24 protein-coding genes, 1 other RNA gene and 1 riboswitch are annotated in these 26,099 nt (G+C 39.8%); of the genes, 8 read left to right on the top strand and 17 right to left on the bottom strand.

What is annotated here, in order from left to right; all coding sequences use genetic code 11:
• Window positions 1-145 precede the first annotated feature (145 nt).
• Window positions 146-1,564 carry a catalase gene (locus IEX29_RS06630; protein ID WP_188733676.1) on the top strand — a complete coding sequence of 473 codons (1,419 nt, stop codon included), beginning with the start codon at window positions 146-148 and terminating at the stop codon, window positions 1,562-1,564.
• A 59-nt stretch (window positions 1,565-1,623) separates the two neighbouring features.
• Here the strand turns inward: IEX29_RS06630 and IEX29_RS06625 are convergent, their stop codons facing one another.
• From IEX29_RS06625 to proB, 10 genes are all read right to left on the bottom strand, one after another.
• Window positions 1,624-2,910 carry a nucleobase:cation symporter-2 family protein gene (locus IEX29_RS06625; protein ID WP_188733675.1) on the bottom strand — a complete coding sequence of 429 codons (1,287 nt, stop codon included), beginning with the start codon at window positions 2,908-2,910 and terminating at the stop codon, window positions 1,624-1,626.
• Window positions 2,910-3,494: a xanthine phosphoribosyltransferase gene (locus IEX29_RS06620; RefSeq protein ID WP_188733674.1), complete on the bottom strand. Its 585-nt coding sequence runs from the start codon at window positions 3,492-3,494 to the stop codon at window positions 2,910-2,912. The genes IEX29_RS06625 and IEX29_RS06620 overlap by 1 nt, the downstream gene beginning before the upstream one ends.
• Before the next feature lie 114 nt (window positions 3,495-3,608).
• A riboswitch (purine riboswitch) is annotated at window positions 3,609-3,710 on the bottom strand.
• Between the two features lie 106 nt (window positions 3,711-3,816).
• Window positions 3,817-4,191 (bottom strand): VOC family protein, encoded by a 375-nt coding sequence (locus IEX29_RS06615; protein WP_188733673.1) that lies wholly within the window; start codon window positions 4,189-4,191, stop codon window positions 3,817-3,819.
• A 779-nt stretch (window positions 4,192-4,970) separates the two neighbouring features.
• Window positions 4,971-5,621 (bottom strand): DJ-1/PfpI family protein, encoded by a 651-nt coding sequence (locus tag IEX29_RS06610; RefSeq protein WP_188733672.1) that lies wholly within the window; start codon window positions 5,619-5,621, stop codon window positions 4,971-4,973.
• 178 nt (window positions 5,622-5,799) lie between these two features.
• On the bottom strand, window positions 5,800-6,549 hold the full coding sequence (locus IEX29_RS06605) for an SDR family NAD(P)-dependent oxidoreductase (protein ID WP_188733671.1): 750 nt from the start codon (window positions 6,547-6,549) through the stop codon (window positions 5,800-5,802).
• Window positions 6,550-6,690: 141 nt separating this feature from the next.
• A non-coding RNA gene (ssrS, locus tag IEX29_RS06600) (6S RNA) lies at window positions 6,691-6,878 on the bottom strand.
• Window positions 6,879-7,045: 167 nt separating this feature from the next.
• Window positions 7,046-7,663: a 3'-5' exonuclease gene (locus IEX29_RS06595; RefSeq protein WP_188733670.1), complete on the bottom strand. Its 618-nt coding sequence runs from the start codon at window positions 7,661-7,663 to the stop codon at window positions 7,046-7,048.
• A 13-nt stretch (window positions 7,664-7,676) separates the two neighbouring features.
• Window positions 7,677-8,627, bottom strand: a complete 951-nt coding sequence (locus IEX29_RS06590; RefSeq protein ID WP_188733669.1) for an MBL fold metallo-hydrolase — start codon at window positions 8,625-8,627, stop codon at window positions 7,677-7,679.
• 193 nt (window positions 8,628-8,820) lie between these two features.
• A complete protein-coding gene (locus tag IEX29_RS06585) occupies window positions 8,821-10,068 on the bottom strand; it encodes a glutamate-5-semialdehyde dehydrogenase (RefSeq protein ID WP_188733668.1) in 1,248 nt (415 codons plus the stop codon).
• A complete protein-coding gene (gene proB / locus IEX29_RS06580; RefSeq protein ID WP_188733667.1) occupies window positions 10,065-11,183 on the bottom strand; it encodes a glutamate 5-kinase in 1,119 nt (372 codons plus the stop codon). The genes IEX29_RS06585 and proB overlap by 4 nt, the downstream gene beginning before the upstream one ends.
• Window positions 11,184-11,682: 499 nt before the next feature.
• Between proB and IEX29_RS06575 the strand changes: the two genes are divergently transcribed.
• The 4 genes from IEX29_RS06575 to cydS all read left to right on the top strand — a co-directional run bounded on the left by IEX29_RS06575 (window position 11,683) and on the right by cydS (window position 15,363).
• Entirely contained in the window at window positions 11,683-12,447 is a 765-nt protein-coding gene (locus tag IEX29_RS06575; protein ID WP_188733666.1) for an NRDE family protein, read from the top strand.
• 465 nt (window positions 12,448-12,912) lie between these two features.
• Complete coding sequence (locus IEX29_RS06570) at window positions 12,913-14,256, top strand: cytochrome ubiquinol oxidase subunit I (protein WP_188733665.1); 1,344 nt, start codon at window positions 12,913-12,915, stop codon at window positions 14,254-14,256.
• Window positions 14,253-15,266 (top strand): cytochrome d ubiquinol oxidase subunit II, encoded by a 1,014-nt coding sequence (locus IEX29_RS06565; protein ID WP_188733664.1) that lies wholly within the window; start codon window positions 14,253-14,255, stop codon window positions 15,264-15,266. Before IEX29_RS06570 ends, IEX29_RS06565 begins: the two co-directional genes overlap by 4 nt.
• Window positions 15,267-15,270: 4 nt before the next feature.
• Entirely contained in the window at window positions 15,271-15,363 is a 93-nt protein-coding gene (gene cydS / locus IEX29_RS27210) for a cytochrome bd oxidase small subunit CydS family protein (protein ID WP_371863279.1), read from the top strand.
• Between the two features lie 59 nt (window positions 15,364-15,422).
• Here the strand turns inward: cydS and cydC are convergent, their stop codons facing one another.
• The gene (cydC, locus tag IEX29_RS06560) at window positions 15,423-17,141 is read right to left on the bottom strand and encodes a thiol reductant ABC exporter subunit CydC (protein WP_188733663.1); all 1,719 of its coding nucleotides are present in this window, start codon (window positions 17,139-17,141) and stop codon (window positions 15,423-15,425) included.
• A complete protein-coding gene (cydD, locus tag IEX29_RS06555; protein WP_188733662.1) occupies window positions 17,138-18,862 on the bottom strand; it encodes a thiol reductant ABC exporter subunit CydD in 1,725 nt (574 codons plus the stop codon). The genes cydC and cydD overlap by 4 nt, the downstream gene beginning before the upstream one ends.
• A 229-nt stretch (window positions 18,863-19,091) precedes the next feature.
• Between cydD and IEX29_RS06550 the strand changes: the two genes are divergently transcribed.
• Complete coding sequence (locus IEX29_RS06550; RefSeq protein ID WP_188733661.1) at window positions 19,092-19,361, top strand: hypothetical protein; 270 nt, start codon at window positions 19,092-19,094, stop codon at window positions 19,359-19,361.
• Between the two features lie 54 nt (window positions 19,362-19,415).
• Here the strand turns inward: IEX29_RS06550 and IEX29_RS06545 are convergent, their stop codons facing one another.
• Entirely contained in the window at window positions 19,416-20,069 is a 654-nt protein-coding gene (locus IEX29_RS06545; RefSeq protein ID WP_188733660.1) for an endonuclease III domain-containing protein, read from the bottom strand.
• A gap of 127 nt (window positions 20,070-20,196) precedes the next feature.
• On the opposite strand from IEX29_RS06545, the gene IEX29_RS06540 reads away from it, so the two are divergent.
• Together IEX29_RS06540 and pdxK are read left to right on the top strand one after the other, a co-directional pair.
• On the top strand, window positions 20,197-21,234 hold the full coding sequence (locus IEX29_RS06540) for a C45 family autoproteolytic acyltransferase/hydrolase (RefSeq protein ID WP_188733659.1): 1,038 nt from the start codon (window positions 20,197-20,199) through the stop codon (window positions 21,232-21,234).
• Window positions 21,235-21,374: 140 nt separating this feature from the next.
• Window positions 21,375-22,205 (top strand): pyridoxine/pyridoxal/pyridoxamine kinase, encoded by an 831-nt coding sequence (gene pdxK, locus IEX29_RS06535; RefSeq protein WP_188733658.1) that lies wholly within the window; start codon window positions 21,375-21,377, stop codon window positions 22,203-22,205.
• 36 nt (window positions 22,206-22,241) lie between these two features.
• Here pdxK and IEX29_RS06530 read toward each other — a convergent pair whose 3' ends face one another.
• The 4 genes from IEX29_RS06530 to IEX29_RS06515 form a co-directional block, all read right to left on the bottom strand.
• The gene (locus tag IEX29_RS06530; RefSeq protein ID WP_188733657.1) at window positions 22,242-23,639 is read right to left on the bottom strand and encodes a DHA2 family efflux MFS transporter permease subunit; all 1,398 of its coding nucleotides are present in this window, start codon (window positions 23,637-23,639) and stop codon (window positions 22,242-22,244) included.
• Window positions 23,640-23,832: 193 nt separating this feature from the next.
• The gene (locus IEX29_RS06525; RefSeq protein ID WP_188733656.1) at window positions 23,833-24,378 is read right to left on the bottom strand and encodes an NADPH-dependent FMN reductase; all 546 of its coding nucleotides are present in this window, start codon (window positions 24,376-24,378) and stop codon (window positions 23,833-23,835) included.
• A 296-nt stretch (window positions 24,379-24,674) separates the two neighbouring features.
• On the bottom strand, window positions 24,675-25,091 hold the full coding sequence (locus IEX29_RS06520; protein ID WP_188733655.1) for a spore coat protein: 417 nt from the start codon (window positions 25,089-25,091) through the stop codon (window positions 24,675-24,677).
• A 96-nt stretch (window positions 25,092-25,187) separates the two neighbouring features.
• Window positions 25,188-25,649 carry a GNAT family N-acetyltransferase gene (locus tag IEX29_RS06515; RefSeq protein WP_229720122.1) on the bottom strand — a complete coding sequence of 154 codons (462 nt, stop codon included), beginning with the start codon at window positions 25,647-25,649 and terminating at the stop codon, window positions 25,188-25,190.
• Between the last annotated feature and the right edge of the window lie 450 nt (window positions 25,650-26,099).

Raw genomic sequence — 26,099 nt, 5'->3', positions numbered from 1 at the left:
AAATGCTAGCAATCCAATGAACTGCCTGACAGTTATTATCATTTAATTTTTCATGTCATCCGTTTATTTTTGCTAATGACGCATATTGATACAAGTACCATTCATAACAATATAGAGTAGATCAATTTTTTACAAGGAGGAAATAATGACCGATAACAATCAAAATCCTCATCAAAGAAGGCGCATTCCTGTTCGAAAAACAACAGCATCAACAGGAAACAAGCATCCCGTCCGTCACCCTAAGCAATCGGATAATCCTGAATCATTATATTCACAGACGATCGGTAAGGAAGGTCCGATACTGGAGCAAGATAGTATTTTGCATGAATCGCTGGAAACACTTGTTCACTCAAAGATTGTGGAACGGCCTTTACATGTGAAAGGGACTGGAGCTTTCGGTTATTTCGAAACATTGAATAGTATGAGCAACTATACCAAGCTCCCATTTCTGCAGCAGGCTGGTACAACCGTTCCTGTCGCAGTCCGTTTTTCGCTTGGGGCGAGCAATAAAGGCACCCCGGATACGCTGCGAAACGTGCGTGGATTTTCAACGAAGTTCTATACAGATGATGGAATCTTCGACCTTATTTGCAACCACATCCCCATCTTTTCATTACGCGATCCGAGACGTTTTGCAGAAAGTGTAGAAGCAATGGCGCCTTCACCAAAGAATAATTTAATGGATCCGAACCGGCTTTGGGAATTTGTTGCTACCACTCCAGAGTCCACTCATTTTTTTGTCCAGCTTTTTTCAGACCACGGTACCATTAAAAGCCTGCGGCATATTCCCGGCCATAGTGTCAGTACGTATGTTTGGCGAAACTCAGCAGGAAAACGTTATTACATTAAATACCTCTGGATTCCATTTGACGGGGTAGAATATATTACAAATGAAGAGGCAGAGAAGCTTGCAGCAATCAGCCCTGATTATGCCGCTGAAGATCTCTTCCGGACGATTGAGTCAGGGAAAACCGTAGAATACGGGCTTTATGTGCAAATTATGGACCCGGATGATGCAGAGAAGCTTCCATTTGACCCGCTTGATGATACAAAAGTATGGGATGAAGAAATAATCCCTTTCCATCCTGTAGGAAAGATGGTCCTCAACCGCAACACTGACAATTACATGGAGCAGGTAGAGAAGATTGCCTTTTCACCTTCAAATTTATTAGATGGAGCAGAATTGTCTTTTGATAAGATATTACAAGGACGCGCGAATATATATTGGGACTCCCAGCGTTATCGGATTGGACCGCAATTCCGTAAAGTACCGGTGAATGATCAAAAGCATTGGCAGCCTGACGATTTGCAGACAAGTGGAGAAGGAGAATTTGTAGAAGGAAAGCTCGTACGTTCGGATATACCCAAAGCAAAGCAGGATGATTTTTCACAGGCTGGAGAATTCTATCAGTCGTTGTCACAAACTGGAAAATCTCATCTTGTCTCAAATCTTGTTGCCGCAATGACAGGAGCACGAAGGGACTTACAAGCGAAGGTAATCGAGTATCTATCTCTTGCTTCCCCTGAGCTGGGTGAACGCGTATCGAATGGACTGACCCAGTAATAGAAAAACTACTGATTTGCTGGAGAAATCAGTAGTTTTTCTTATCATTTGTAATTCTATTAAACTTCTTTTGCCAATTCTCCCGTTTCCGTTTTACGGCGGGGTGTCATATTAAAAATAATATTTAAAACAATTGCTGTAACACTTCCCGCTACAATACCGTTACTCGTTAAAATCTGTAAGGAAGATGGAAGTATATCAAACAACTCCGGCACAACGGTAACACCAAGTCCCATACCGACTGAGCAGGCAATAATCATGGAATTCTCCGTTGACTCTGAAATGACTGCACCAAGCATTTTAATCCCCTGTGCTACAACCATTCCAAACATCGCCAGCATTGCTCCGCCTAATACCGAGGTCGGAATAATTGTTGTAACAGCAGCAATTTTAGGAATAAATCCTAATACAACCAGCATAGAACCCGTGATAACAATCACACTGCGTTTTTTTACACCTGTCATCTGCATCAGACCAACATTTTGAGAAAAAGCAGTATATTGGAACGCATTGAATATTCCTCCGAGTAAAATTGCCAGCCCTTCTGCACGATATCCTCTGGACAAGTCTTTTTCTGTTAATTTTTGCTTCGTAATATCACCTAACGCAAAATAAACACCTGTTGATTCTACGAGAGATACCATTGCTACTAAAATCATTGTAATAATCGCTGACCATTCAAATGTTGGTGTGCCAAAGTAGAAAGGATGAACCATATGAAAATAAGAAGCCTCTGCAACAGCTGAAAAATCAACTCTGCCCATCAATCCTGCAGCAATCGTCCCAGCACCTAAACCGATTAAGATAGAGATAGATTTCACAAACCCGGTTGTAAATCGGTACATTAAAATGATAAATAATAACGTTCCAAACCCAAGCGCGATATTAGCAAATGATCCAAAGTCTGCTGCTCCTTCTCCGCCGCCTAAATTATTTATTGCTACAGGAATCAGCGTAATCCCGATAATCGTTACAACGGATCCCGTTACTACCGGCGGGAAGAAGCGGACAAGCTTACCAAAGAATCCGCTTATTAAGAATACAAATAATCCAGATACAATAATTGCGCCATAGATAGCGGAGATACCATACTGTCCTCCGATAGCAATCATTGGTGCAACAGCTGTAAAGGTACACCCTAATACAACCGGCAGCCCAATACCAATATACTTACTGTTCAGAACCTGAAGAAGCGTGGCTATTCCGCACATCAGAATATCAATAGCTACCAGATAAGTTAATTGCTCGGTAGTCAGGCCTAACTCAGCTCCGACAATAAGTGGTACTAAAATCGCTCCGGCATACATCGCTAACAGGTGCTGTAAACCCAATGCTGCCATTTTCATTACTGATGAGCCTCCTCTTTAAAAGCCACTTGCTTATTTTCCAGGGACTCGATAATAGCCAATGACTCTACAATAATCCCCTTTTCACGAAGTGCCTGTCCACCGTCCTGGAAGCCTTTTTCTATAACAATCCCGATACCGGCAACAGTTGCTTTTGCCTGCTCGGCAATATCTATTAATCCGAGAGCTGCCTGTCCATTGGCTAAGAAATCATCAATAATCAGCAGGTTATCCCCCTCTTTAATAAAATCATGAGAGACAGAAACCTTACTGGTTGTCTGCTTTGTAAAGGAGTAAACTTCTGCAGTCAGAAGATTATCTGTTAACGTCAATGATTGCCGTTTTCTTGCAAAAATCACCGGAACACCAAGCTCCAGACCTGCCATTGTTGCAGGGGCAATACCTGATGATTCTAACGTAAGAATTTTTGTTATTTTTTTATCCCGGAATCGATTCGCGAATTCCTTTCCAATTTCTTGCATTAATACAGGGTCTATCTGATGGTTTAAAAAAGCATCTACCTTTAACACTGCATCTGATAAGACTTTTCCTTCTGCTACAATTTTTTCCTTTAGTAAATCCATGAATGATTCCTCCTAAAATGTAAAAAGCCCGAAAATCTACTCATAGGAAAAGTAGATTTTCGAGCATCTTGTCGAATAATCAAGAAAGCAGGTATTGTCTGCTGACAAAATACAAGCTTTTTTATACTTTTCCATAGTCGGTCTATTTACGGTAAACCGGTAGAAACTTGCAGGCCCTATCCCCGCTATTATATGAAAAATATTCGTTTTGGGTTGAATTAAAATTTAAAGAATGCTTTTAGTATAGCACGTACATTCACAAAAACAAGGATTAGGAAAAAATTAAAATCTTTCAAATAATTTAGATAAAACTTTTAGTATCTTATTTATTTTGCCATTCCAGAAATTCAATTCTGTTACCAAATGGGTCATTCACATAGAATCTTTTGGCATTTGGAAGTTTACTATCCCATTTTGTCGAAATACCTGCTCCTTCTAAATGTGTTTGCAATGCATCGATTCCTGATACCTCAAATGCCGGATGCGCTTTTTTCAAAGGAGTAAATGGGTCTTCAATTCCGATATGGAGAGCGATTATTCCATTTCTGAACCAGACGCCTCCATTTGGTTTTAGGGCTTCCGGTTTTTCTTCCTCCTCAAAGCCTAAGATATCTCTGTAAAACTTCACCGCTGTCTCTTCAGAATCTTTTGGTGCAGACAGCTGAACATGGTCTATTCTTTCTAATTGAAATGTCATGTTAATTCTCCTCCCTGAAACAGTATTCTTATATTAAGCATAGCAGGGTTCAGAAAGAAGGAAAAATCGTATTTTATTATCTGTTTTAATTTGTTTTAGTTATAACAGAGAGACCAACTACAAAGAGAACTATATAAATTAAAATTGAAATGAAGATTGTGTATAGCTTCCGCTCCGGCCAACCACTCCGCTTTCCGACGTACAGGACGTACTAGTGCAGACGTTGCAACAGGACGTTGCGATTTTAGTCTGCCATGGGGACGGCTTCAGCTAACTTGAAAAGAAACCCGCTTTTCAAGTGGATCTTCAGCTCGCCCTGTTCCCATAGGAGTCTACGTGGTTGGCCTGCGCTCTAATAGGATTCTACAGCGAATAAAAGAAATTATATCCTGATGGAGTTGGATGAAATCATTACTTTTTGCTTGATGAAAAGATCATTTTAGTGTTTCAAATGGTTGATTTGGCCATTTAAATGATGACACAGCAACAGCATGGGATAGTAAATATCGGGAATAATTTTCATGAACAGAGAGTAATAGTAACAGAATATTTTACTATGAATCAGGAAAAATGTTTTATCTGATATAATTTCTATTTAGTCAGCTGTTTTAACCTGTAAAGAACATCCTGCTAGCGGAGGCGGACCGTTTTGACTCCTGAGGGATTAGCACCATCTGAAGATCCACTTTTGCCAAGTGCTCTTCTTGGCAAAAGTTAGCTGAAGAGCGTGCCCCTAGGAAGCAAAACGGTCCGCCGCAGCGGTGGCCTAATATTTTATTTTAATTTAAATTTTTATCTTTCATTTTATAGTCACCTTTAAATTTTTCAAAGTTCTCTTCGCCCATATAAAATGTTAATTCATCCTCTGTATATTCTCTTATTGCGCCATCAAACATATCGATACTGCAATCTAATCCAAGACCTTTTATAGTTTCAACCGCGAACTCTTTAAAAGCAAAACCAATAGCTGTAATTATGTTTTGATCACGGTGTATTGGTTTATGTAAAATATTACTATCAGGAATAAAATCAGCCCACTCGTTAATTTCTTGCCATAGACCTAAAGTAAATTCTTTATTATCCAGCAGCCCTGCTTTGGCTAAAAGTATAGGTGAACTAGAAATGCTGGCTATTAAAAAGTCTTTATCTTTAAATTGTTTCAAAAAGCGAATATTATCTTCATCAAACAATGCCAGGAGGGGATTAATGATTCCAGGCAAGATTAAACAGTCATAATTGCTTAAATCAAACTCCTCAAAAGTTTTGTGAGCAATAACTTGAAAACCATCTTCCGTATTTATTATTTCCTTATTTGAAGCAAACACTTCTACCTCACGATTATACCAAATAGCTAAAGCATCCGTTAAAGTACTAATTTCTTGCATGCTAAAATGTGGATAAATCATAACTGCTATTTTTTTATGTTTCAAAATATACTACCCCCTTTAAATTTACTGAAAATTATTAACTATGAAAATAACATTAACATAACGGTCTTTCCTTTTCAATTTTACGGTAAATGACTCTGGGGGCAGATTCCATCTCGTTTGATACATGTCTTTTTCAAACAAAAAAACCTCCCAATATCAGGAGATTTTTTTGTTTATATTATATACTTGTATAGCCGCCATCAACCAGCAAACTTGAACCTGTAATAAAGGAAGCTTCATCACTAGCTAAGAATAGAACAGCATTTGCGACTTCTTCCGGTTTGCCAAGCCGGCCAATTGGATGGAGCTTTATCAGATCCTGCTTCGCTTCATCCGGAGCGTCTTTTAATAATGGGGTATCAATATAGCCCGGGTTTACATTATTCACACGGATTCCTTTAGCTGCATATTCCGCTGTTGCCGTTTGTGTTAACAGCTTTACGCCGCCCTTTGCAGCAGCATAGGCGCTCACACCTGCTTTACCGACAAAACCATGAATCGAGTCATTATTTACAATTGCTCCGCCGCTTTCCTGTTTCAGCATTTGTTCAATTGCATACTTGTTCGTTAAAAATACACCAGTTAAATTCACATCAATCACTTTTTGCCAGGCTTCCAGAGACAATTCATGCAGAATGGTACTGTTACCGATTCCGGCATTTGCAAACACTACATCTAACCGTCCATATTTAGCAACTGTTTCATGCACTAATTTTTTGACATCCTCTTCGTTTGTCACATCCGTTTTGATAAAAGTTGTCTCAAATCCTTTTTGATTCAATTTTTCTGACAGCTTTTCCCCATTCTCTGACATATCAGAGAGAACTACACTGGCGCCCTGTTCAGCAAATTTTACAGCAGTCGCCTCTCCAATACCACTTGCTGCTCCAGTTACAATCACTATTTTTTCATCAAATCTATTTGCCATTTCCATTACTTCCCTTCTGTTCTACAGCTAAAATTCATTAAGCAATATTCTTCCCAACTTAGATAAGAATACACATTACATTGCTTCAAACATTAAAGTCCCGATAGCGTTAACGCTATCGGGACTGGATATAAATTATGTACACAGGCCACATTTGCCGTACCATGCAATAAAAAGTTTTAAACCACCACTTCGCAAAGTGGGTGTCCGCAGAAACCTTCCTGTCTTCCATTCCTTTATGACGGCTCGACATTTCAATTTCAATGTAAAACTCCCTATTCCAACTTTAGAGGTTAAAACTTTTATTGATACGAACAACGTAGCTTGTAGTTAATATAATACGCCTTTTTTCTAAAATACGCAATGATAAGGATAGCCTAATTTTTTCTTGTTAAAAAGTTAAGAAGTACTATTCACACTCTCTCAATTCCTTATTAATTAACCAGAAATAATATGCATGTGATACTTCATATATAGATTATCCTGAAGCTTTTTATCAGGATAAAAACAGCTTAGTTGATCCACGTCCTGACTTTCTTTTACCGCTTGTCTTCGGATAACTGCGGCGTGCACTTGCTTTTGATGAGAGCCATCTTTCTAAAAAGTGTTCAGCATCTCCGTCCTGCTGGGCTTCCAATGCCTTCATTAAAATGGATGCAGAAGCCTTCGCATCTTCCAATGCGTGGTGATGAATCAATGGAATATCATGATATGCAGCGACGGTATGCAAACGGTGGTTTTCCAGGTACGGCCATACACGCTGTGAAATTTTCACAGTGCATAAAGAAGCATAGTCCGGATGTGCCAAATCATATTTTAATAAAGAATGACGCAATACACTCATATCAAAGCTGGCATTATGCGCGACAATAATATGTCCTTCCAGCTTTTCATGCAGGGTCGGCCATAATTCTTTAAAGCTTGGCGCATCCTGTACATCCTCTTCCTGAATTCCATGAATGCGTATATTCATACTGCGAAAATCACTTAACGGATTTATCAGCGAATAATATTCATCAAAGATTTCATTTTCGTTGAAACGGACAACTCCTATGGAGCAGGCGCTGTTTCTTTTCTCATTTGCTGTTTCAAAATCGATTGCTGCAAACTTCATCGCTTATCAGCTCCTAATCACTTATAAATGCTTTTGCGGGAAGACCATAGTAATTCTTCCCTTTCTTTGTTTTCACCTTAATTTTGGACTGTTTTTCTAAATAAATTAATCGGGTCAGCGTTGCCATAAATTGACTTGCAAAAGCAAGACTTTTCATCGGACCATATGCTTTCGACGTTAATTTAAAGGCTGTCATTTCCTCATTTTCCATAATCTCTAGCAGCTCGTTCATTCTTTTTTCATGACGATTCGAAATATCTGTTATCCGTTCATCCAGATGTTCGATTATATCCCCATGACCGGGTAATGCCCGTCGTACCGGATATTTCCTCAATACATCCAGTGCATAGAAATAATCCTCCATCGGGTTCAGCTCTTCCCCCATCCAAAGCCCGATTACCGGTGAGAGATGATTTAAGACATGGTCACCGATGATCATTATCTCAGTCTCCGGCTGATAGAAGCAATAATGATCAGGGGCATGTCCCGGTGTCCAAATTGCCTGGTAAGAACGATTACCGAGTCTTATTTCATCATTATCATCAAAAAAGCCATCCGGCTCAAATTTATAAATAGAAGATTCATCTTTTATTTTTAAAGGAATCGGCGGTGCTCCATGTTTTTTTATTAACTCTTTTATCCGATTTTTACGGGCTTTTGCATCTCTTCCTTTACACATTTCTTCATAACCGCGTTTAGAAACATACACAGGAATTTCATATATTTCCTGAAACCACCGTGCCAGTCCGATATGATCCTCATGTGTATGTGTCAGTACAAGCTTTTCTATTTTATAGTTGCTGAGAACACGTTCCCATAATGCTTTTGTTTCTGGTGCATCAATTCCTGTATCAATCACGGTGTAGCCATAATCGCCTTTAATTAAATAACTATTTACCTCTCCCATTGCCCCTTTAAAGCGGACAACGAGGCGGTAAATGTCATCTGTTATTTGCTCCAGCATGTCAGACCTCTCTTTTCACAACCTTTTATATTGTTATTCTACCGCGATTTATTGCATTTGCAAAATGAAAGAGGCTGGATGATGTTAATAACTGAACCCGCAGCTTTCCATCTCGTAAAATCAATTTTTATGTATTCTGCTATTATTAATCCCCAAAAAGGGAAGTGAAATATCTCACTCCCCTTCCCTTGCCTTATTCACGAATCTGTCCGTCACCGGAAACAATAAATTTATTAGATGTTAAAGCTTTTAGCCCCATTGGACCTCTGGCATGCAGTTTCTGTGTACTGATTCCAATCTCTGCTCCAAAACCAAACTCAAAACCATCCGTAAAACGTGTAGAGGCATTATGATATACCGTTGTAGCATCTACTTTTTGTTTAAAAACTTCAGCATGGTTTTCATCCTCTGTAATAATGGCTTCGGAATGCTTTGTACCATAGGTATTAATATGATCGATGGCTTCATATACATCCTGCACCGTTTTTACACTAATCTCCAGACCAAGATACTCTGTTTCCCAATCCGCTTCTGTTGCAGGCTGGACAAAAGGAATTTCTTCAAAAACCCGTTCATCTCCATGTACCGTGATGCCATTCTCAATCAGAGAAGAAATCAGATCATTTCCGTATTTATCAAACCAATCCGACTGAATCAGCAGAGATTCAATAGCATTACATACAGACGGGCGCTGCAGCTTGGCATTTAAAGTGATTTCTTTTGCCATCTCAAAGTTTGCAGTATCATCAATAAAGACATGGCAATTTCCAGCTCCGGTTTCAATAACAGGCACCCGGGATTCTCTGACAACTGTGTCAATCAGATTTTTTCCTCCGCGCGGGATAAGCACATCAAGATAATCATTTAAACGGAAAAGCTCTCCCGCTGTTTCTCTGCTTGTATCTTCTATTAACTGAACCGAATCAGGAATTACTGCACTTTCTGCCATTGCTTCATGAATTACTTTTACAATTGCTAAATTGGAATGAATCGCAGAGGAGCTGCCTCTTAAAATGATGGCATTTCCTGTCTTTATCGCAAGCGTTGCTGCATCAACCGTAACATTAGGTCTTGCTTCATAAATCATACCGACAACGCCGATAGGAACTCGTGTATTGACTATTTTTAAACCGTTATCCTTCTCAATCGTTTCAAGGACTTCACCAATCGGGTCCGCCAAATCGATAATTTGCAGAATAGCATCTGCAATATCGTGAATTCGCTCCTTCGTCAGCTCGACACGGTCAAGCAGTGACTCGGATAATCCTTTCTCTCTCCCAGCCTGGATGTCCAGATGATTTGCAGCAAGAATCGCTTTTTCATTTGCTCTCAGCCCATCGGCGATTTTTAATAATGCATTATTCTTTTCCTCTGTTGTGCATATCCCAATTTGATAGCTGGCTTTTTTGGCAAGTTTACCTTTTTCAATTACTTCACTCATGTCAATTCTCCTTTCATTGTCTCAAATGATACCCAATTGTCACGGTGGATCACTTCAATAGTCGGTACCGTGTGAATATAGGTTGATTCCCGTAATTTCATAACAGCTTCTAATTCTTCTGAGGAACATTTCACCTGACCTCTTCCTAATAAAGCAGACTTTCCATAAACCTCGACAACATCCCCTTTTGCAAAATATCCTTCTACCGCTGTAATACCAGGAGAAAGCAGGCTGCTGCCATGATGCATTAAGGCTTTTTCTGCTCCTTCATCTATTACTAACCTGCCATCAAGTTGTGAATGCAGGGAAATCCATTGTTTATTTGCCGGTAAATGGGCTTGCCTTTCACTATCAATATAGGTACCGTCCCCCTCACCTTTTAAAATCTCAGCAAGCTTTTCTTTCCCGTATCCACTTCCGACAAATACTGGAATGCCTACCGAAGATGCCATTTTAGCTGCCATCAGCTTCGATTTCATACCGCCTGTTCCGACTTTGGAGCCTGTTGCATCTGTCTGTTCAATCAGTTCTGTACTAAGCTTCATTAAATGGTCATAACGTGCTGCATCCGGGTGCCTATTTGGATTTTTATCATATATTCCATTGATATCCGTTAAAATGATTAAATGATCTGCATGAATTAAACCGCTCACTAAAGCTGAAAGCATATCATTATCTCCAAATGTCAGTTCATCAATGGCAATCGTATCATTTTCATTAATAATCGGGATAACCCGCCGTTCCAGCAATTCTTCCATCGTGGCATAAGCATTCCTATATCGTCCCTGATCCGAAAAATCACTTCTTGTCAAAAGTATCTGGGCAGCAGTAATACCATATTCCTTTAATTTTTCCATATAGGTTTGAATAAGTAATCCCTGGCCAACCGCTGCAGCTGCCTGCTTCCCTTTTTGTGTAACCGGTCTTGAAGAATAGCCTAATTGTTTAAAACCTGCAGCTATTGCTCCTGAGGAAACGAGTATCACTTCCATATTACTCTTATGAAGCAGGGCCAGCGCATGCACATGGTCCTCCAGCTGCTGCATATCAATTTCCCCATGTGTATTCGTTAATGAGCTGCTGCCTATTTTAACGACAATACGTTTTGCTGCCATTGTTATTCCACCTTTCACAATCTATAAACATTCCACAGGAAATGAAAAAACCCCTCCATCCCCAGTAAAAACGAAGGGACGAAAGAGTTTACTTCCGCGGTACCACCACAACTTAAATACAACATTAAAAGTATGCTTGAACATCCTTTATAAGAATTGTATTTCACTTATCCCATGATAACGTTTGGGGAACGCTTATGTTTGCATAAGACTGATGAAGACAGGTTCGGTAAATCAGCAATGAGGAATCTCGCAGCATCGGATAAAAGCAAGTAACTTATCCTCCGATTCCATCTCTGACATTGTGATGGCTTACTTACTGGTCCTTCCATAACGTTCAATGTATTGATATTAATTATTAGCAGAATTTTTCTAGTTGTCAATAGGAAAATACATCTTCACTCTTTGAATGCGATAAGATTGATTCTAAAATATCAGAAAAGTATACTTAATACAACAATAGCTGTTGAATTTATATAGAGGGAGGAGTTTACGCTCCATGTGCTTAATTACCTTTGCTTACCACACCCATCCGAAATACAAATTGATTTTGCTCAGTAACCGGGATGAGTTTTATAACAGACCTACACTTCCCGCAGGTTTTTGGAAGGACAAGCCTGACATTCTTGGTGGAAGAGATTTGCTGCAGCATGGAACTTGGCTGGCGGTTTCAAAGCAGGGAAAATTCGCTGCGGTCACAAACTACCGGGACCCCGGCCTTCCAGAAATTAAGACTCTTTCCCGCGGTGAACTTCCGGTGAATTTTTTGTTACAGAATATTGACGGCAAAACGTTTTTGGACCACCTTTCAAAAAATCGTCATAACTACTCTGGATATAACATTCTTTTCGGTGACAAAGATACGCTGTATCACTATAATAATGTGTATAATCAGGGCTCTGAAATAAAAGCAGGTGTTTATGGATTAAGTAACGATACACTTAATACGCCCTGGCCGAAAGTCGAACGTTCAAAAAATGAGCTGGCGGATTATATACAGTCCCACACAGTAATACAAACAGAAAATTTATTGGACAGTCTGAAAAACAGGACACAGGCTGATGATAAATTTCTGCCCCGGACAGGGATTCGAACGGATTTAGAAAAAGCATTATCCTCTATCTTTATCGAAACACCTGAGTATGGCACCAGAGCATCTACTATTTTACTGATTGATCACCACGACAATGTAACTTTTATTGAAAAAACATACGATAAGGAGGATATATTTCAGCAGTATGAATTTTTGATTGAATCTGATTAAATCTTTGCATACAGGGAATGTTAAAAAATATAGATCAGATTCAAGAAAAATCACTTGGCCTTTAAAATACTGGTGTTCTTGCTAAGGAGATGTCCGCTGCGACGGTTTTCGATGGGACGAGTAATCGCAGTCCCAGTCCCAGGAAGTCGCTTTCCGCTGGCAACGTTCAGCCTCCTCGGAAGAAAACCGCTTTTTGCGGGGTCTTCACCTGTTGCGTTTTCACAAAGAAATAAAGCTAATTCTAGCGGAAGAAATACACGGAGACTTCTGTGGGAATGCGCAGGATGAAGACCCCGCAGGAAAAAAGTTAACTTCTTTTTTCGAGGAGGCTGAGTTCAAGCCCGCGGAAAGCGTAGTGTATTTCTGGGGTTGCGATTACTCACCCCATGAAAACCGCTGGAGCGGCTATCGCCAGCATTTTTTACTTTCTTATTCTTTAAAAAAATACATAAAGGAGGTTAACCCATGACCTTATTTGAAGATCCGGCATATGCCAGCAGGATGCTGACGCTGTTGACACTATCATTTCATATTATTTATGCCACAATCGGTGTCGGTGTTCCTTTGATGATTATGATTGCACAGTGGATCGGGATTAAAAACAACGATAATCATTATCTGTTGATGGCAAGACGCTGGGCGAAAGGATTTGTTGTTACCGTTGCCGTCGGGGTAGTAACAGGTACCATCATCGGCCTTCAATTATCTCTGCTTTGGCCAAGCTTTATGGAATTAGCAGGAAATATCATTGCCATGCCATTATTTATGGAAGTATTCGCCTTTTTCTTTGAAGCCATTTTCTTAGGAATTTATTTATATACTTGGGATCGGTTTGATAACCCGAAAAAACACTTGCTTTTATTAATTCCGGTAGCTGTCGGCGGCGGAATGTCGGCTTATTTTATTACCGTAGTGAACTCATTTATGAACAGTCCTGCAGGCTTTGATATCATTGACGGAGAGCTTGTCAATGCGAATCCGCTGCTTGCCATGTTCACTGTATCCATGCCGACGAAGGTTGCCCATGTGGTATCTACAGCCTATATGACCATCGCCTTTATGTTTGCTGCTATCGCAGCATTCCGGCTGCTTCAGAAGAAAAATCAGGAATACCACAAAAAATCATTGCATATGGCCATGAAGATTGGTTTAATTTTTGCAGTTGCAACAGCTTTAATCGGGGATCTTTCTGGTAAATACTTAGCAGCTTATCAGCCTGAGAAGCTGGCCGCCGCTGAATGGCATTTTGAAACAACGACGGAAGCACCGCTGGTAATGTGGGGAGTGCTGGGAGAAGATAATGAAGCCAAATATGCTCTGCATGTTCCTTATGCGTTAAGTATCCTTGCACATGGTCTGCCGAATTCAGAAGTAATTGGGCTGGAGGAGTTTCCGGCTGATGAACAGCCTCCGCTCGTTATCCATTATTTCTTTGATACGATGGTAACCATTGGAATGTTTATGATTGCCTTATCTCTGCTTTACTGGTTTGGAATGCGGAGAAAATGGGCTTTCGTTGAAAAAACATGGTACCGCTGGCTGATTGTTGCAGGCGGACCGCTGTCCTTCCTGGCAATCGAAGCCGGCTGGTGGATGGCCGAAGTCGGCCGTCAGCCTTGGATTTTGAGAGGTCTGATGACGATTGAGGATGCCGCTACAACCAGTGACTACGTTGGTTGGATGTTTGTGTTATTTGCAGTCCTTTACTTTATTCTCGGGGTCGGCACAGTTGTTGTATTAAGCTACATGTTCCGAAAAAATCCTGTAGAAAAGGATTTGGAGCATATGCAAGGTGGTGAGTCGTCATGATATTAGAAATCGTCGGTATTTCCGTTCTCTGGTTATTCTTGTTCGGTTATATTATTGTTGGGTCAATCGATTATGGAGCAGGCTTTTTTAACGCCTACAGTATTGTGACAGGAAAACAGCACATTCTTTCTAAAATTATTCAGCGTTATCTGTCACCGGTTTGGGAGGTAACCAATGTATTCTTTGTCTTCTTCTTTGTAGGAATTGTCGGCTTCTTTCCGCAGTCAGCTTACTATTTCGGAACCATTTTGCTGATTCCGGGAAGCTTAGCATTGATTTTATTAGCCATCCGCGGCTCTTATTACGCCTTTGAATCCTATGGAAAGCAGGGGCATAAGGGATATGCCATTATGTACGGGCTGTCCGGATTACTTATTCCCGCTTCTCTGTCGATTGTTTTGACCATTTCTGAGGGCGGCTTTGTCTTTATGGAAGATGGAAATCCTGTCTTAGATTACAGTGCTTTGTTTTATAGCCCATTAACGTGGTCGATTGTTGTTTTGAGCATTGCGGCTGTTCTTTATATCTCTGCTGTTTTCTTAACCTGGTACGCAAATGAAACTGGCGATAAGGATGCGACGAATTTAATGAGAAAGTACGCGCTAAGCTGGTCTGTTCCTTTGATTATTGCTGCATCAGGAATCATTGTAGAACTCTATTTTCATAACGAAACTCATTTTGAGAATCTCTTGAGTCTCTGGTGGATGTTCGCTATTTCCTTTGTTTTGTGGATATCAACCGTTGTTTTGATTTGGAAGCGCCGAAACTATGGAACAGCTTTCTGGCTTCTTACCGGCCAATTTGCTTTTGCATTCTTCGGTTACGGAGTTGCTCATTACCCATATCTTTTGTACCCTCTCGTCAGTATCCATGAAGGGTTTACAAATCCGGCAATGGCAATTTCGCTTATCGTTGTCTTTATCTTAGGTATGGCACTCTTGATTCCGTCACTTTATCTATTATTAAAGCTGTTCCTCTTTGATAAAAATTATATTAAAGGAAAGAAGTGATCTAATGTTAAATCAATTTCTGATTTTCATCGCCCCTTTCATCGTCCTGATTGCAGCAATTGCTTTTGCATTTGTCGCTGCAGCTAAGGATAGATAATAAAAAAATCCCCTGTATAGTTGAAAGAAAAAACTACTATACAGGGGATTTTCTAATATTTAAAATGCTAACTGCTGATTTTCAAGCTCCTTCATTACCTTAAAATAGCCCTTCTCTTTTCTCATCAACTCCGTATACGTACCTTGTTCAATAATTTCTCCCTGATTCATGACAATAATTTGATCCATATTTTCCAAGCCTGTTAAACGATGTCTGATGGTCACAACGGTCTGATATTTTGTTACCTTTTTGATTTCAGCCATAATTTGCTGTTCCGTAATCGAATCAAGAGATGACGTCGGCTCGTCCAGCAACCAAATAGAAGCTTCCCGTAAAAACAGACGAGCAAGTGCAAGACGTTGTTTTTCCCCGCCTGACAGGTTTGTTCCCTTTTCCAACACCTGATCTTCTAAAGAAAAATGAGTTAATTGAACCTTTTCCAAAGCTTCCCGGCACATTTCTGCGCTGGCATTTCTATTAGCAAATTGTAAATTTTCATAAATACTTCCATAGAAAAAATGATTATGCTGCAGTGATACATTCATCTGACTCCATAAGCTGTCCGGGGCAATCGTATTTATATCTTCTCCATTCACTAAAATATGTCCAGATTGGACTGGTGCAAAAGTAAGCAATGCCTGCATCAATGTTGATTTCCCTGAACCGCTTGGTCCGACAATAGCGATATTATTTCCCGGTTTTATTTGAAAGGAAGCGTTCCGTACTGCTGGTTTCCTTTCATTTGGGTATTGAATGAAAACATCCTTAAATTCAAAATAAAGCGGGAGATCTGCTTCCAATTCCTGTACAGCATTTTTGGGAGGCGTCTCATTTTCCCAGACTTCAATAAGACGTTTTGAAGAAGATTTACTTTCTTCTAAGTGAGCCGGAAGCACGGCCATGGATGGTGTATCTTCAAATACAGTAATAGCAATCATAAACAGCATGGCTAGAAGTGTTCCGCCAAGATTTCCTTCAGCTACATAAAATCCGGCCTGCACTAATATAATTATTGCAATGAAAAAAGAAAAGAAAATAACAATTGCTTCCCGAATAGCAAGCTGACGATTCTCTTTTGCATTCATTTCTTCATATTGATTCATTTCATCAAATAACTGCTGCTCTTTTCTTTCAGTCTGTTGAAAAATCGTTAATTCCCGGAAGCCATATAGATAATCTGTAAATTCCGAAGACAGTACACCTCTTTTTTCCCGCATAGATACTGCTGCCTTTCTCTGAAACAAATAAAATATTGCTGGAAAAACAATCAGCACTACAATCATACCGGCTGCCATTGTGAGTGCCACACTGGCAGATATATACATTGTAAAGAAAATAGTAGCTATAAAAACAGCAGCTAACACAATAGGCGGATAGAATACACGCAAAAAGAAATGCTGAAGGGACTCGACATCCCCAACAATCCGGGCTAAAATGTCTCCGCTCCGATATTTTTGTAAAAGTCTGTTTGCCAATGGCTCTATTTGGTCATAAACCTTTAAGCGGATATTTTTCAAAATTGTAAATGTTCCACGATGGGAAAAATAACGTTCCCCATATCTGCTTAGAGCCGAAGTAATACCCAAAAGTTTCACACTTGCTACAAGAATCATCAATGTATAAATTGGCGGTGCAAATGCGGCTTGTGAGATTAAATATCCACTTGCTGCAAACAGGGACACCGCAGTAATACCCGCTAGAAATCCAAAGAATACAGAGAGGAGAATATCCTTTTTTTCTTTCAGCATCATTTTTAACACCAGACTGATGTCCTTCATGGTTTCCTCCCCCCTTGCTGTGTATTTATCATATGCTGATAGATTTTATTATTTTGATAAAGGTCGTTATGAGTTCCTTCTCCGACTATTTTACCCTGATCCAGGAGAAAAATCTTATCAGCTGTCCGGACCGTATGAAGCCGGTGAGCAACCGTAACCATTGTGGTTTGGTTTTTTAAAGAATCCAATGATTTTTGTAAAATATGCTCTGTCTGAATATCTAAACCTGTTGTCGGTTCATCAAAGAATAGAATCTGCGGCTTTTTCAGAAGTGTTCTCGCAATCGCAATCCGCTGTTTCTCCCCTCCTGATAAGCCCCTGCCTCCTTCTCCTATAATTGTATCCAGCCCATTCGGCAATGCAGAAATCCACTCCCAAATCCCCGCATGTGCCGCAACCTCCTGAATCGTCTGATCAGTTTGCTTTTCCAGAGAACCAAGCAAAATATTTTCCCGTACAGTTCCAGAAAAAATGTAGGGCTGTTGCGTAAGGTAGCTGATTCTTTGAAACCAATCTGCTTTTTGTACCTTTTCTTGCGGAATACCGTCAATCAGGAGTTTCCCATCCTCAGCAGGCAGAAACCCGGCAAGTAAATGGAGTAACGTGGACTTTCCGGCACCTGTTTTACCAATAATTGCTACCTGTTCATAAGATGAAATCGTTATAGAAGCAGGTTCCAGCTGAAATTTCCCTTTTTCATAGTGGAAGGAAGCTTGTTCAAGCCTTATTTCTGGAGCTTTATCCGTTTTTAATGGGGCTGCTCCCCAAGAAACTGGCATAGTCTCTTCTTCAAGTACATCCTCAACTCGCGATGCTGCCCCCATACTTGCACGACCGGAGTGAAAGGCAGAGCCCAGCTGCTTCAATTGGCTGAACAGCTCGGGTGCAAGTAGTAAAACAAAAAAGCCGGTAAAAAAGCTGAGATTTTGAAATATAATCATCCGAATAGCAATTTCCAAAGCAATCAAGCCGATACTCAGCATAGAGATAAATTCCAAGGCTAAGGAATTTGTAAAAGCAACCTTTAAAACACCCATTGTTGCATCACGAAAGCTTGTACTATCCTGATTAATTTTATTTCTCTGCTGAGCTGACTGTCCAAATAATTTAACCGTCGGAAGCCCCTGCAGTGTATCAAGGAAGGTTGCAGAAAAGGCTGCTAACTGTGATAACTGTTCCTTTGATTTATCTTTTGTTTTCACACCAATAATCATCATAAATATTGGAATAAACGGAGCTGAAATAAGAATAATCAATCCGCTGGTCCAATTTTGAATAAATATAACAATCCAGATAATCAGAACAAGGCCGATAGATTGAATAGCCTGTGGAAGATATTGACTGAAATAGCCATCTATTTCATCCACCGTATCCATAAACAGGCTTGCCTTCTGCCCGGATTGACCTTTATCCGCATCCGTCATTTGCTGATCAGTAAAATGACGGAGCAGCCTTTTTCGTATAGAAATCTTCGCAGTCTGCGCCATCTTAATCCCGGAATCTTTTATCATATATTGAAAAATAGTCCGTAATAACAGCATACTGATTAATATAAAAACTGCTGGAAGAATAGATGAAAAAGCCACATTCTCTAAAAACAGCTGCTGAATAATCGTAACAACCAGGTAGCTCTGCCCTGTAACAGCAGCAGCCATACAGACAGATGCAATCGCCATCCAAATCATTCTGGTTCGAAACTGTTTCATAAATTCCTTTAACAACTGGACACCACCTTCAAAGCTGACATCATAAACATGAGTACATCTTATATCCCATTATACAACAGCGGGCTTTCTATAGCTCATCACACAGCCCATGTGTTCCATAGCAAATGAACATTCTATGAACATCATTAATTGTAGAGTTTTTTGACAAAACACATATATTAACCTATATACAACTGTCCCATGTTTATGAGACAAGAAAAATGATTTACAGGAGTGTCATACCATGTCTAATTTCTTCCTTAACTCACCCGCAAATTTCAATCAAAACGAAAAAGGCCTTGGAGATAAGTTACTGTATTATGGCGGAGTAATTACTACATTCGGAAGTATTATGTCCCTCGTCGGCTCAACAATTTTATACAACGAAGATATTGAAGAAGAAACTGCGTTCGAAGAAGATACACCAGTTACGAGCCGGCAGCTTGTTGAAATGCAGCAACAGCTTGCTCTGCTGCAGCAAAAAATAGATCGGCTGGAGAATCAAGGGCAGTGAATCGCCAAACTCTGTCCTTGACCCGCATGTTAGAATACATTTTCTATTTTTAACTTATCTTCTTTCTCTTCCCATCCTGCAATACGAAAGCAGAAGGCAGTTTTCACATAAAGGTGTCTTCTTACAATATTGTTTTCCATGCTCCACAATTAATGCGTGAAATTCCTGATGCATTTCTAAGTCATGAGGAAATAATTTTTCTACTTCAGTTTTGAAGGCATGATATGTTTTAGGAAGATGGTAACCGATTCGCTGAAATAATCTGACCGCATAGTTATCCGCAATAAATCCGGGCTTATTAAAAGCATAGAGCATCATTGCATCTGCTGTTTCTTCTCCGATACCATGAACAGCTAACAATTCTTTACGGAGGATAGCCCGATCAACCTTTTGCACTTCACCTATCTGAAAATCATATTTTTGAAACCATTGCAGCCAAGCTTTAATCTTCTTTGCCTTCATTCGATAGAAACCGCTTGGACGTATTTTTTCAGCAAGCTTTTCTTCCTCCATCTCCATTATTTTTCCGGCAGTTATGTTTTCCCCAAGATTCGCTAAAGCTAACTCGACATTTTTCCAATTAGTCCGCTGAACTAAAATTGCACTAATTAGCATTTGGAAATCAGAAGCAGCCGGCCACCACCCTTGGGGACCATAGTAATGAAATAATTTCAGGTACAATTCCGTATAGCTTATTTTTTCAGTCATCTAAATCTCCTCTATATCCATAAAATGTGTGCTCAAAAAGTGAAGGTCTGATAAAGCTGATTTCTTTTCTAATCTGCCTGAGCAGGATACACTTATAATATATTTACGAAAGAAATGGAGAACAACTATGAAATCTGTTCACACTGATATTATACAATTCCGGGGGAGCCATTATCAATTCGGACTTTTTCAAGCAGAGAAGCTAAAAAACTCCCCTGTACTTAAGTCCAGGAAAACGCTGCTCAGTAAACGGTGGAGAAACTTTCTTGTCGATGAAGAGGAAGTGGAAGCTGTATTCAAAACATTTTCTCCAGCTATTTGGGAAGAGCTGCAAGGCTTATGCGATGGATTAGATATTTCCTGGAATGACGCTATTCGGGAATTTGGCGGCTACTATTATGAATATGGCCGCAGCGGCTGCTCTATCAATACCAAACAGGATTTTCTAGTACGGAATTATGATAATGCCCCTAATTCCTATGAAGGGCGTTATGTGTTATACGCACCTTCCGATACGGGATATGCCAGCGCCGGTCCTTCCATGCAGATTACCGGACGTACTGACGGGATAAATGAAAAAGGGCTGACCATGGGCTATAATTTCGTCAACCGTAAAAAATCAGGTGACGGCTTTGTCTGTAATATGATTGGCAGATTGATTTTAGAAAACTGTGCCACAGTGGAAGAAGCTGTTCAATTATTACGCGATTTACCCCACCGGAATACCTTCAACTATGTGTTATTAGATACCTCCGGAAAATCACTTGTCGTCGAAGTATCTCCCCGCTCTTTCTTTGTCCGGAAAGATAATAGCTGTACCAATCATTTCAATGCATTAACAGAAGAAAACCGGTACCGTTCAGATGAATCGATGGAAAGGCTGGAGAGAATAATAACAAAGCAGAAGAATGCTCATACACCTTATGAAGCATTTCGCATGTTAAATGATATCGAACAAGGAATCTTTTCTGAAAAATACGGGGCATGGGCAGGAACATTGCATACAGCTCTTTATTTACCGAAAGAACTCTCTGCGTGGATTGCATTGGGTGGCAATCGCCAGCCGTTTATTTTCTCCTTTAAAAAATGGCTGCAGGGCAATAAATTACATGCAACAAAGATAAAAGGACTGATCAACGCATCAGATACATTTATTAACACCTAGATGGCCCCGCTGCCATCATTCCAATGGCTTTACAATTAGGTTAGAAAGGATTATTCTAGCTACAAAGGAAAAGTTAATACAAGCAGTCAGCAATCTATTGTTTTTGCCATAAGCTGGCTGTCTATGAGGAGGACACACAGATGACTATGAAAAAAACATTAACCCTTGCCGGTTCCGATTCCAGCGGTGGAGCTGGAATTGCAGCCGATTTAAAAACCTTTCAAGAGCATAATGTGTATGGAATGACAGCTTTAACTTCCATTGTAACAATGGATCCACAAGGCTGGAGTCACCATGTTACACCAATCGACGTGGATGTCGTAGAAAAACAGCTTAATACCATTCTTTCTGTCGGAGTAGATGCCATGAAATCCGGAATGCTCGGTTCTGTAGATATTATTAATTTAGGAGCCCGGAAAATTGATGAATATAACATTGAGAAGTACGTTCTGGATCCTGTTATGGTATGTAAAGGGGAAGATGAAGTACTTCAGCCGGAGAACACGGATGCAATGCGCGAGGAATTACTCCCCCGTTCTTTAGTGGTTACTCCTAACCTGTTTGAAGCAGCACAATTAGCGCAGATGGCTCCAATTAAAACCATTGAGCAAATGAAAGAAGCAGCTAAAAAAATTCATGCGTTAGGTGCGAAAAATGTTGTCGTTAAAGGAGGAAAACAGCTGGAGCATGATAAAGCTGTCGATTTATTCTATGATGGAACGAACTTTGATCTATTGGAAAGCGAAAAAATCGATACGACCTATAACCATGGAGCAGGCTGTACATTCGCAGCGGCAATCACAGCAAATTTAGCTCATGGAGTAGATGTCCACGATGCTGTCAAAGCAGCTAAAACCTTTGTTGCTGCCGCTATTGCAAACGGCTGGAAATTAAATGAATACGTCGGACCTGTTATGCACGGTGCTTACAACAAAACCGACAGCAAGAAAGTAGAAGTATTCAGCGTATAATAAAAAAACCTTAGAACGAGTTCTAAGGTTTTTTTATTATCTATCCCGGTCATGGATAAAGAATGTCAATATCAGCGCAATAATAGAGATGATTCCTGTGACAAGGAAGGAAACATTGACACCATGTACCATTCCTTCAATCCCTTGCTCAGGAATAGATGCTGTAGACATGATTGTAATTGGTAATGCCGTTCCAATTGCTCCCGCAACCTGTCTCAAGGTATTATTCACCGCTGTACCATGAGAAATAAACTCTTCCGGCAAGGCGTTTAATCCGGCTGTTGTTACAGGCATCATCGCCATGGCAACTCCAAGCATCCTTAAAGCATGAATCGTTGCAATAAAGGCAAAGCTTGTTTCTGGTGTCAATGTACTCAGCATAAACGTGGTGCCGACAATCAGTACCAGACCAATCATTGCTAAATATCTTGCACCATAGCGGTCAAAAAGCCTTCCGGTAATCGGGTTCATTATCCCTTGGATAATGGCTCCGCCCAGCAATGCAAGTCCGGAATGGAAAGCATTGAATCCCAGCATCTGCTGCATATAAAGCGGCAGGATAACAGCAGCGCCGATCATCGTCATAAATGTAACCATACCTAATACCGTCGTAATCGTAAATATTTGATATTTAAATACACGGAATTCAAGTATTGGCGATTTTAAATGCATCTGTCTGATAATAAACCATGCAAGCATAACTCCACCGATGACTAAGGAACCAATGACCTGGTAACTTATCCAGCCTGCATTTCCAGCAGTACTAAACCCATAGAGAATACCACCGAAACCTAGTGTAGATAACAGAATAGATAGCTTATCCAATTCAGGGAAGGTTCGTTTTGTCACATTTTTAAGTAAAAAGTAAGCGATAATTATGTTTAAAATAGCAATTGGCAGCACCATGAAGAATAAAGTTCTCCAAGGGAAGTGCTCTACTATATAACCAGACAGCGTCGGGCCGATGGCAGGTGCGAAGGAAATAACTAAACCAAACATCCCCATTGCGCTGCCACGTTTTTCCTTTGGATAAATCAAAATTAAAATAGTTTGCATCAGCGGCATCATAATTCCGGCACCGGCTGCCTGCAAGACACGCCCTGTTAAAAGTGACAAAAATTCTGGCGCAACCCCACAAATAAGCGTACCTGCCGTAAACAGGGACATAGCAGTTAAAAATAAAGTACGTGTCGTAAATGTACCGATTAAAAAAGCTGTTATCGGAATCATAATACCATTTACGAGCATAAATGCTGATTGCAGCCATTGGACAGTATTTGCATCAAGATCTAAATCAGACATAATATGCGGCAATGCTGTTCCTAATAAGGTCTGATTCAGAATGGCTACAAACGCTCCAGATAATAAAACAACCAGAATCGGTACACGGCTTGTACTTTTTGTTTCCGGCAATGATTCATGACTCTCATCCATTTACAACCCCTCTTTCCTAAAATCAATATTTTTTTATTGTATTTTCCAACCATAGATTTGGGTGTTAACCCTATTTCTTATAATTGTATCTTTCCCTTTTTTCTCATCTTGAAAAGCTGTTTTATTAAAATGATATTCTTTTTTAAGTTTAAAAACAGACAAAACCGGTGACTGTAAAATCACCGGCGTAAAATTATTTCTGTAAAGTATCGCACCAACTGACAAAATTGTGAACAACAGAATCAAGAAAATCAACTGTTTGTTCATCCGTCAGGTTCCCTTGCTCATCTACCTTGTTCTGAACGGAACCAATTAATACTTCATTTCCCGGCAGGGTTAATACCCCGACTCCGCGAGAGTTTAAAATTTGACGAAGCTGTAATTGAGCTTTCACTGTACCAAGAGCTCCCATAGAAGCTCCGACAATCATCCCGGGTTTGTTTACCAGTACTAAATCAACACGTGAGAACCAGTCAATTGCATTTTTTAACATTCCCGAAATAGAACCATTATATTCAGGTGTAGCAAATAAAACTGCATCACTTTCTTTAATACGTTTACGTAATTCTTTGACAATCTCAGGCGGATTTAATTCTTCATCCTGATTATAAAAAGGCAGCTTTTCTATCGGTAAAATATCAATTTCAATTTTATCCTGATAACGATCCTTCATATATTTAACAAGTTGTTTGTTATAAGATTCTGCGCGATTACTTCCAATCATTGCTGTAACTTTCATCTGTATACCTCCAATATGTCTGCTGTAATTATGTTATGTTTATCACAAACACTTATCGATTGATTTTAAACACAATTAATATTATTACCATAATGATTTATCTACCTCAAGAAATCTGCTCAGGAATTTTCAGCATTTTCATATACTCTTCCATAAAAAAAGACTCCTATCAAGGAATCTTTCAAGAGAAGGTATTTTTATCCCCTTGGAAGGCTTTCTCAATAAGAGCTATTTTTTCACATTATTAATAATAGAAGAATAATATATCCCCCTACCGATAAGTGAAATTATATTGTTTAAAAGAACCAGTTACGATTCCGGTTACCACAGCAAGGACGTTTTCTCTCACATGAATTGTTTCTGGAACATCTATTATTTTCTTTTTGACAATGGTTAGACTGATTTCCGCAATTGTTTCCATGTCCGCCATTGTTAGAACCACCTACTCTGCGACAATTGCTTGAATCGTTTACATCACTGCCGCAATCATAATTCTCAACAACCGTTTCGTTCACATTGGATTCACTGACTGGATAAAAATTTTCATTTCGGATAATAGTGCGATGCACATTTTTAATTTCTGTTGGATGAATGTTTTTTATAGTCTTTACACTTTTGCTGTTACGAACCTCATGTCTTGTTGGATGAACACGTACTTCCTCATCTCTGTTGGAATTACTGCAACGGCTGCATTGACAGTTATTTTGGCCCATTTGAACTCCCTCCTTTCCAATGCATAATATATCTTATGAAAAGAAGCGGATTTGTCCTACGCAAATAACTATTAAAACAATAAATGTACGTTTTTTCTATATTATTGTACCGTTTCGCCTCATCGTTATAAATTCCATGCCTTTATATTGAAATTGATGCTCTTTGATAAAATTATTCTTTTCATATAAGCGGATTGCTCTTTTATTAAAAGAAGCAACGGTAAGCCTGATTGGTTTCCCTTTGTACTCCAGCTCAATAAAGTGAAGAATCCGTTTTAAGAACTGGTCTCCATGTCCCTTCCCTGTCAGAACAGGGTTCATTCCTAACCCCAAATCCACACAATCTTCTATGTAAGCAGCGTTTCTTTCTCCGGCAGGGATCTTCGCTGAGCGGCCGGTACAAAAGAAACCAATTAATTTGTACGAGGGATCCACTATTGCATAATAGCTGCCCCCAAGCAATTCGACAATGGCGCTAGTTGTTAATACATTGTTATAAAAATCATATGGCTTTTCATACTTCCAGCAAAGTGCCTCAACTGCATACTTTTGTGTCATTCGAGCGATATGTATATCCATTAAGCATCCCCACTTTTCCTTTAGCCTACCTTTATTATTCCATAATTTTCTGAAGAGGGGAATATAGAACTTCATCAGTTATATTATTTTTCTTTTCAAGTTAAGAAAAACAAAAAAAATCACTTGGTCTTTAAAATACTGGTGTTCTTGCCAAGGAGATGTCCGCTGCGGGAAGTCGCTTTCCGCGGGCAACGGCTTAGCCTCCTCGGAAGAAAACCGCTTCCTGCGGGGTCTTCACCTGTTGCTTTTCCCGCAGGAGTCGACTTCCCTCCGCTCCCATCTAAGAAGAAATATGTTTTATTTCCTTTTTCACAAAGAAATAAAGCTAATTTTAGCGACAGTTTTAGATGGGGCGAGTAATCGCAGTCCCGGAAGAAATACACGGAGGCTCCTGTGGGAATGTGCAAAACGGAAAAGGAAGTTCGGTTA

The organism is Oceanobacillus neutriphilus (genome assembly GCF_014645515.1).
GTDB classification, from domain to species: Bacteria; Bacillota; Bacilli; order Bacillales; family Amphibacillaceae; genus Oceanobacillus; species Oceanobacillus neutriphilus.
Note: the sequence above shows the minus strand (reverse complement) of the source record. Positions and strands in the feature narration are given on the sequence as shown.

Bases quoted from the DNA above. Each gene is read 5' to 3' on its own strand.
- IEX29_RS06630 (WP_188733676.1), top strand. From the start codon at position 146: ATGACCGATAACAATCAAAATCCTCATCAAAGAAGGCGCATTCCTGTT.
- IEX29_RS06625 (WP_188733675.1), bottom strand. From the start codon at position 2,910: ATGAAAATGGCAGCATTGGGTTTACAGCACCTGTTAGCGATGTATGCC.
- IEX29_RS06620 (WP_188733674.1), bottom strand. From the start codon at position 3,494: ATGGATTTACTAAAGGAAAAAATTGTAGCAGAAGGAAAAGTCTTATCA.
- IEX29_RS06615 (WP_188733673.1), bottom strand. From the start codon at position 4,191: ATGACATTTCAATTAGAAAGAATAGACCATGTTCAGCTGTCTGCACCA.
- IEX29_RS06605 (WP_188733671.1), bottom strand. From the start codon at position 6,549: ATGGCAAATAGATTTGATGAAAAAATAGTGATTGTAACTGGAGCAGCA.
- IEX29_RS06595 (WP_188733670.1), bottom strand. From the start codon at position 7,663: ATGAAGTTTGCAGCAATCGATTTTGAAACAGCAAATGAGAAAAGAAAC.
- IEX29_RS06590 (WP_188733669.1), bottom strand. From the start codon at position 8,627: ATGCTGGAGCAAATAACAGATGACATTTACCGCCTCGTTGTCCGCTTT.
- IEX29_RS06585 (WP_188733668.1), bottom strand. From the start codon at position 10,068: ATGAGTGAAGTAATTGAAAAAGGTAAACTTGCCAAAAAAGCCAGCTAT.
- proB (WP_188733667.1), bottom strand. From the start codon at position 11,183: ATGGCAGCAAAACGTATTGTCGTTAAAATAGGCAGCAGCTCATTAACG.
- IEX29_RS06575 (WP_188733666.1), top strand. From the start codon at position 11,683: ATGTGCTTAATTACCTTTGCTTACCACACCCATCCGAAATACAAATTG.
- IEX29_RS06570 (WP_188733665.1), top strand. From the start codon at position 12,913: ATGACCTTATTTGAAGATCCGGCATATGCCAGCAGGATGCTGACGCTG.
- IEX29_RS06565 (WP_188733664.1), top strand. From the start codon at position 14,253: ATGATATTAGAAATCGTCGGTATTTCCGTTCTCTGGTTATTCTTGTTC.
- cydS (WP_371863279.1), top strand. From the start codon at position 15,271: ATGTTAAATCAATTTCTGATTTTCATCGCCCCTTTCATCGTCCTGATT.
- cydC (WP_188733663.1), bottom strand. From the start codon at position 17,141: ATGAAGGACATCAGTCTGGTGTTAAAAATGATGCTGAAAGAAAAAAAG.
- IEX29_RS06550 (WP_188733661.1), top strand. From the start codon at position 19,092: ATGTCTAATTTCTTCCTTAACTCACCCGCAAATTTCAATCAAAACGAA.
- IEX29_RS06545 (WP_188733660.1), bottom strand. From the start codon at position 20,069: ATGACTGAAAAAATAAGCTATACGGAATTGTACCTGAAATTATTTCAT.
- IEX29_RS06540 (WP_188733659.1), top strand. From the start codon at position 20,197: ATGAAATCTGTTCACACTGATATTATACAATTCCGGGGGAGCCATTAT.
- pdxK (WP_188733658.1), top strand. From the start codon at position 21,375: ATGACTATGAAAAAAACATTAACCCTTGCCGGTTCCGATTCCAGCGGT.
- IEX29_RS06530 (WP_188733657.1), bottom strand. From the start codon at position 23,639: ATGGATGAGAGTCATGAATCATTGCCGGAAACAAAAAGTACAAGCCGT.
- IEX29_RS06525 (WP_188733656.1), bottom strand. From the start codon at position 24,378: ATGAAAGTTACAGCAATGATTGGAAGTAATCGCGCAGAATCTTATAAC.
- IEX29_RS06520 (WP_188733655.1), bottom strand. From the start codon at position 25,091: ATGGGCCAAAATAACTGTCAATGCAGCCGTTGCAGTAATTCCAACAGA.
- IEX29_RS06515 (WP_229720122.1), bottom strand. From the start codon at position 25,649: ATGACACAAAAGTATGCAGTTGAGGCACTTTGCTGGAAGTATGAAAAG.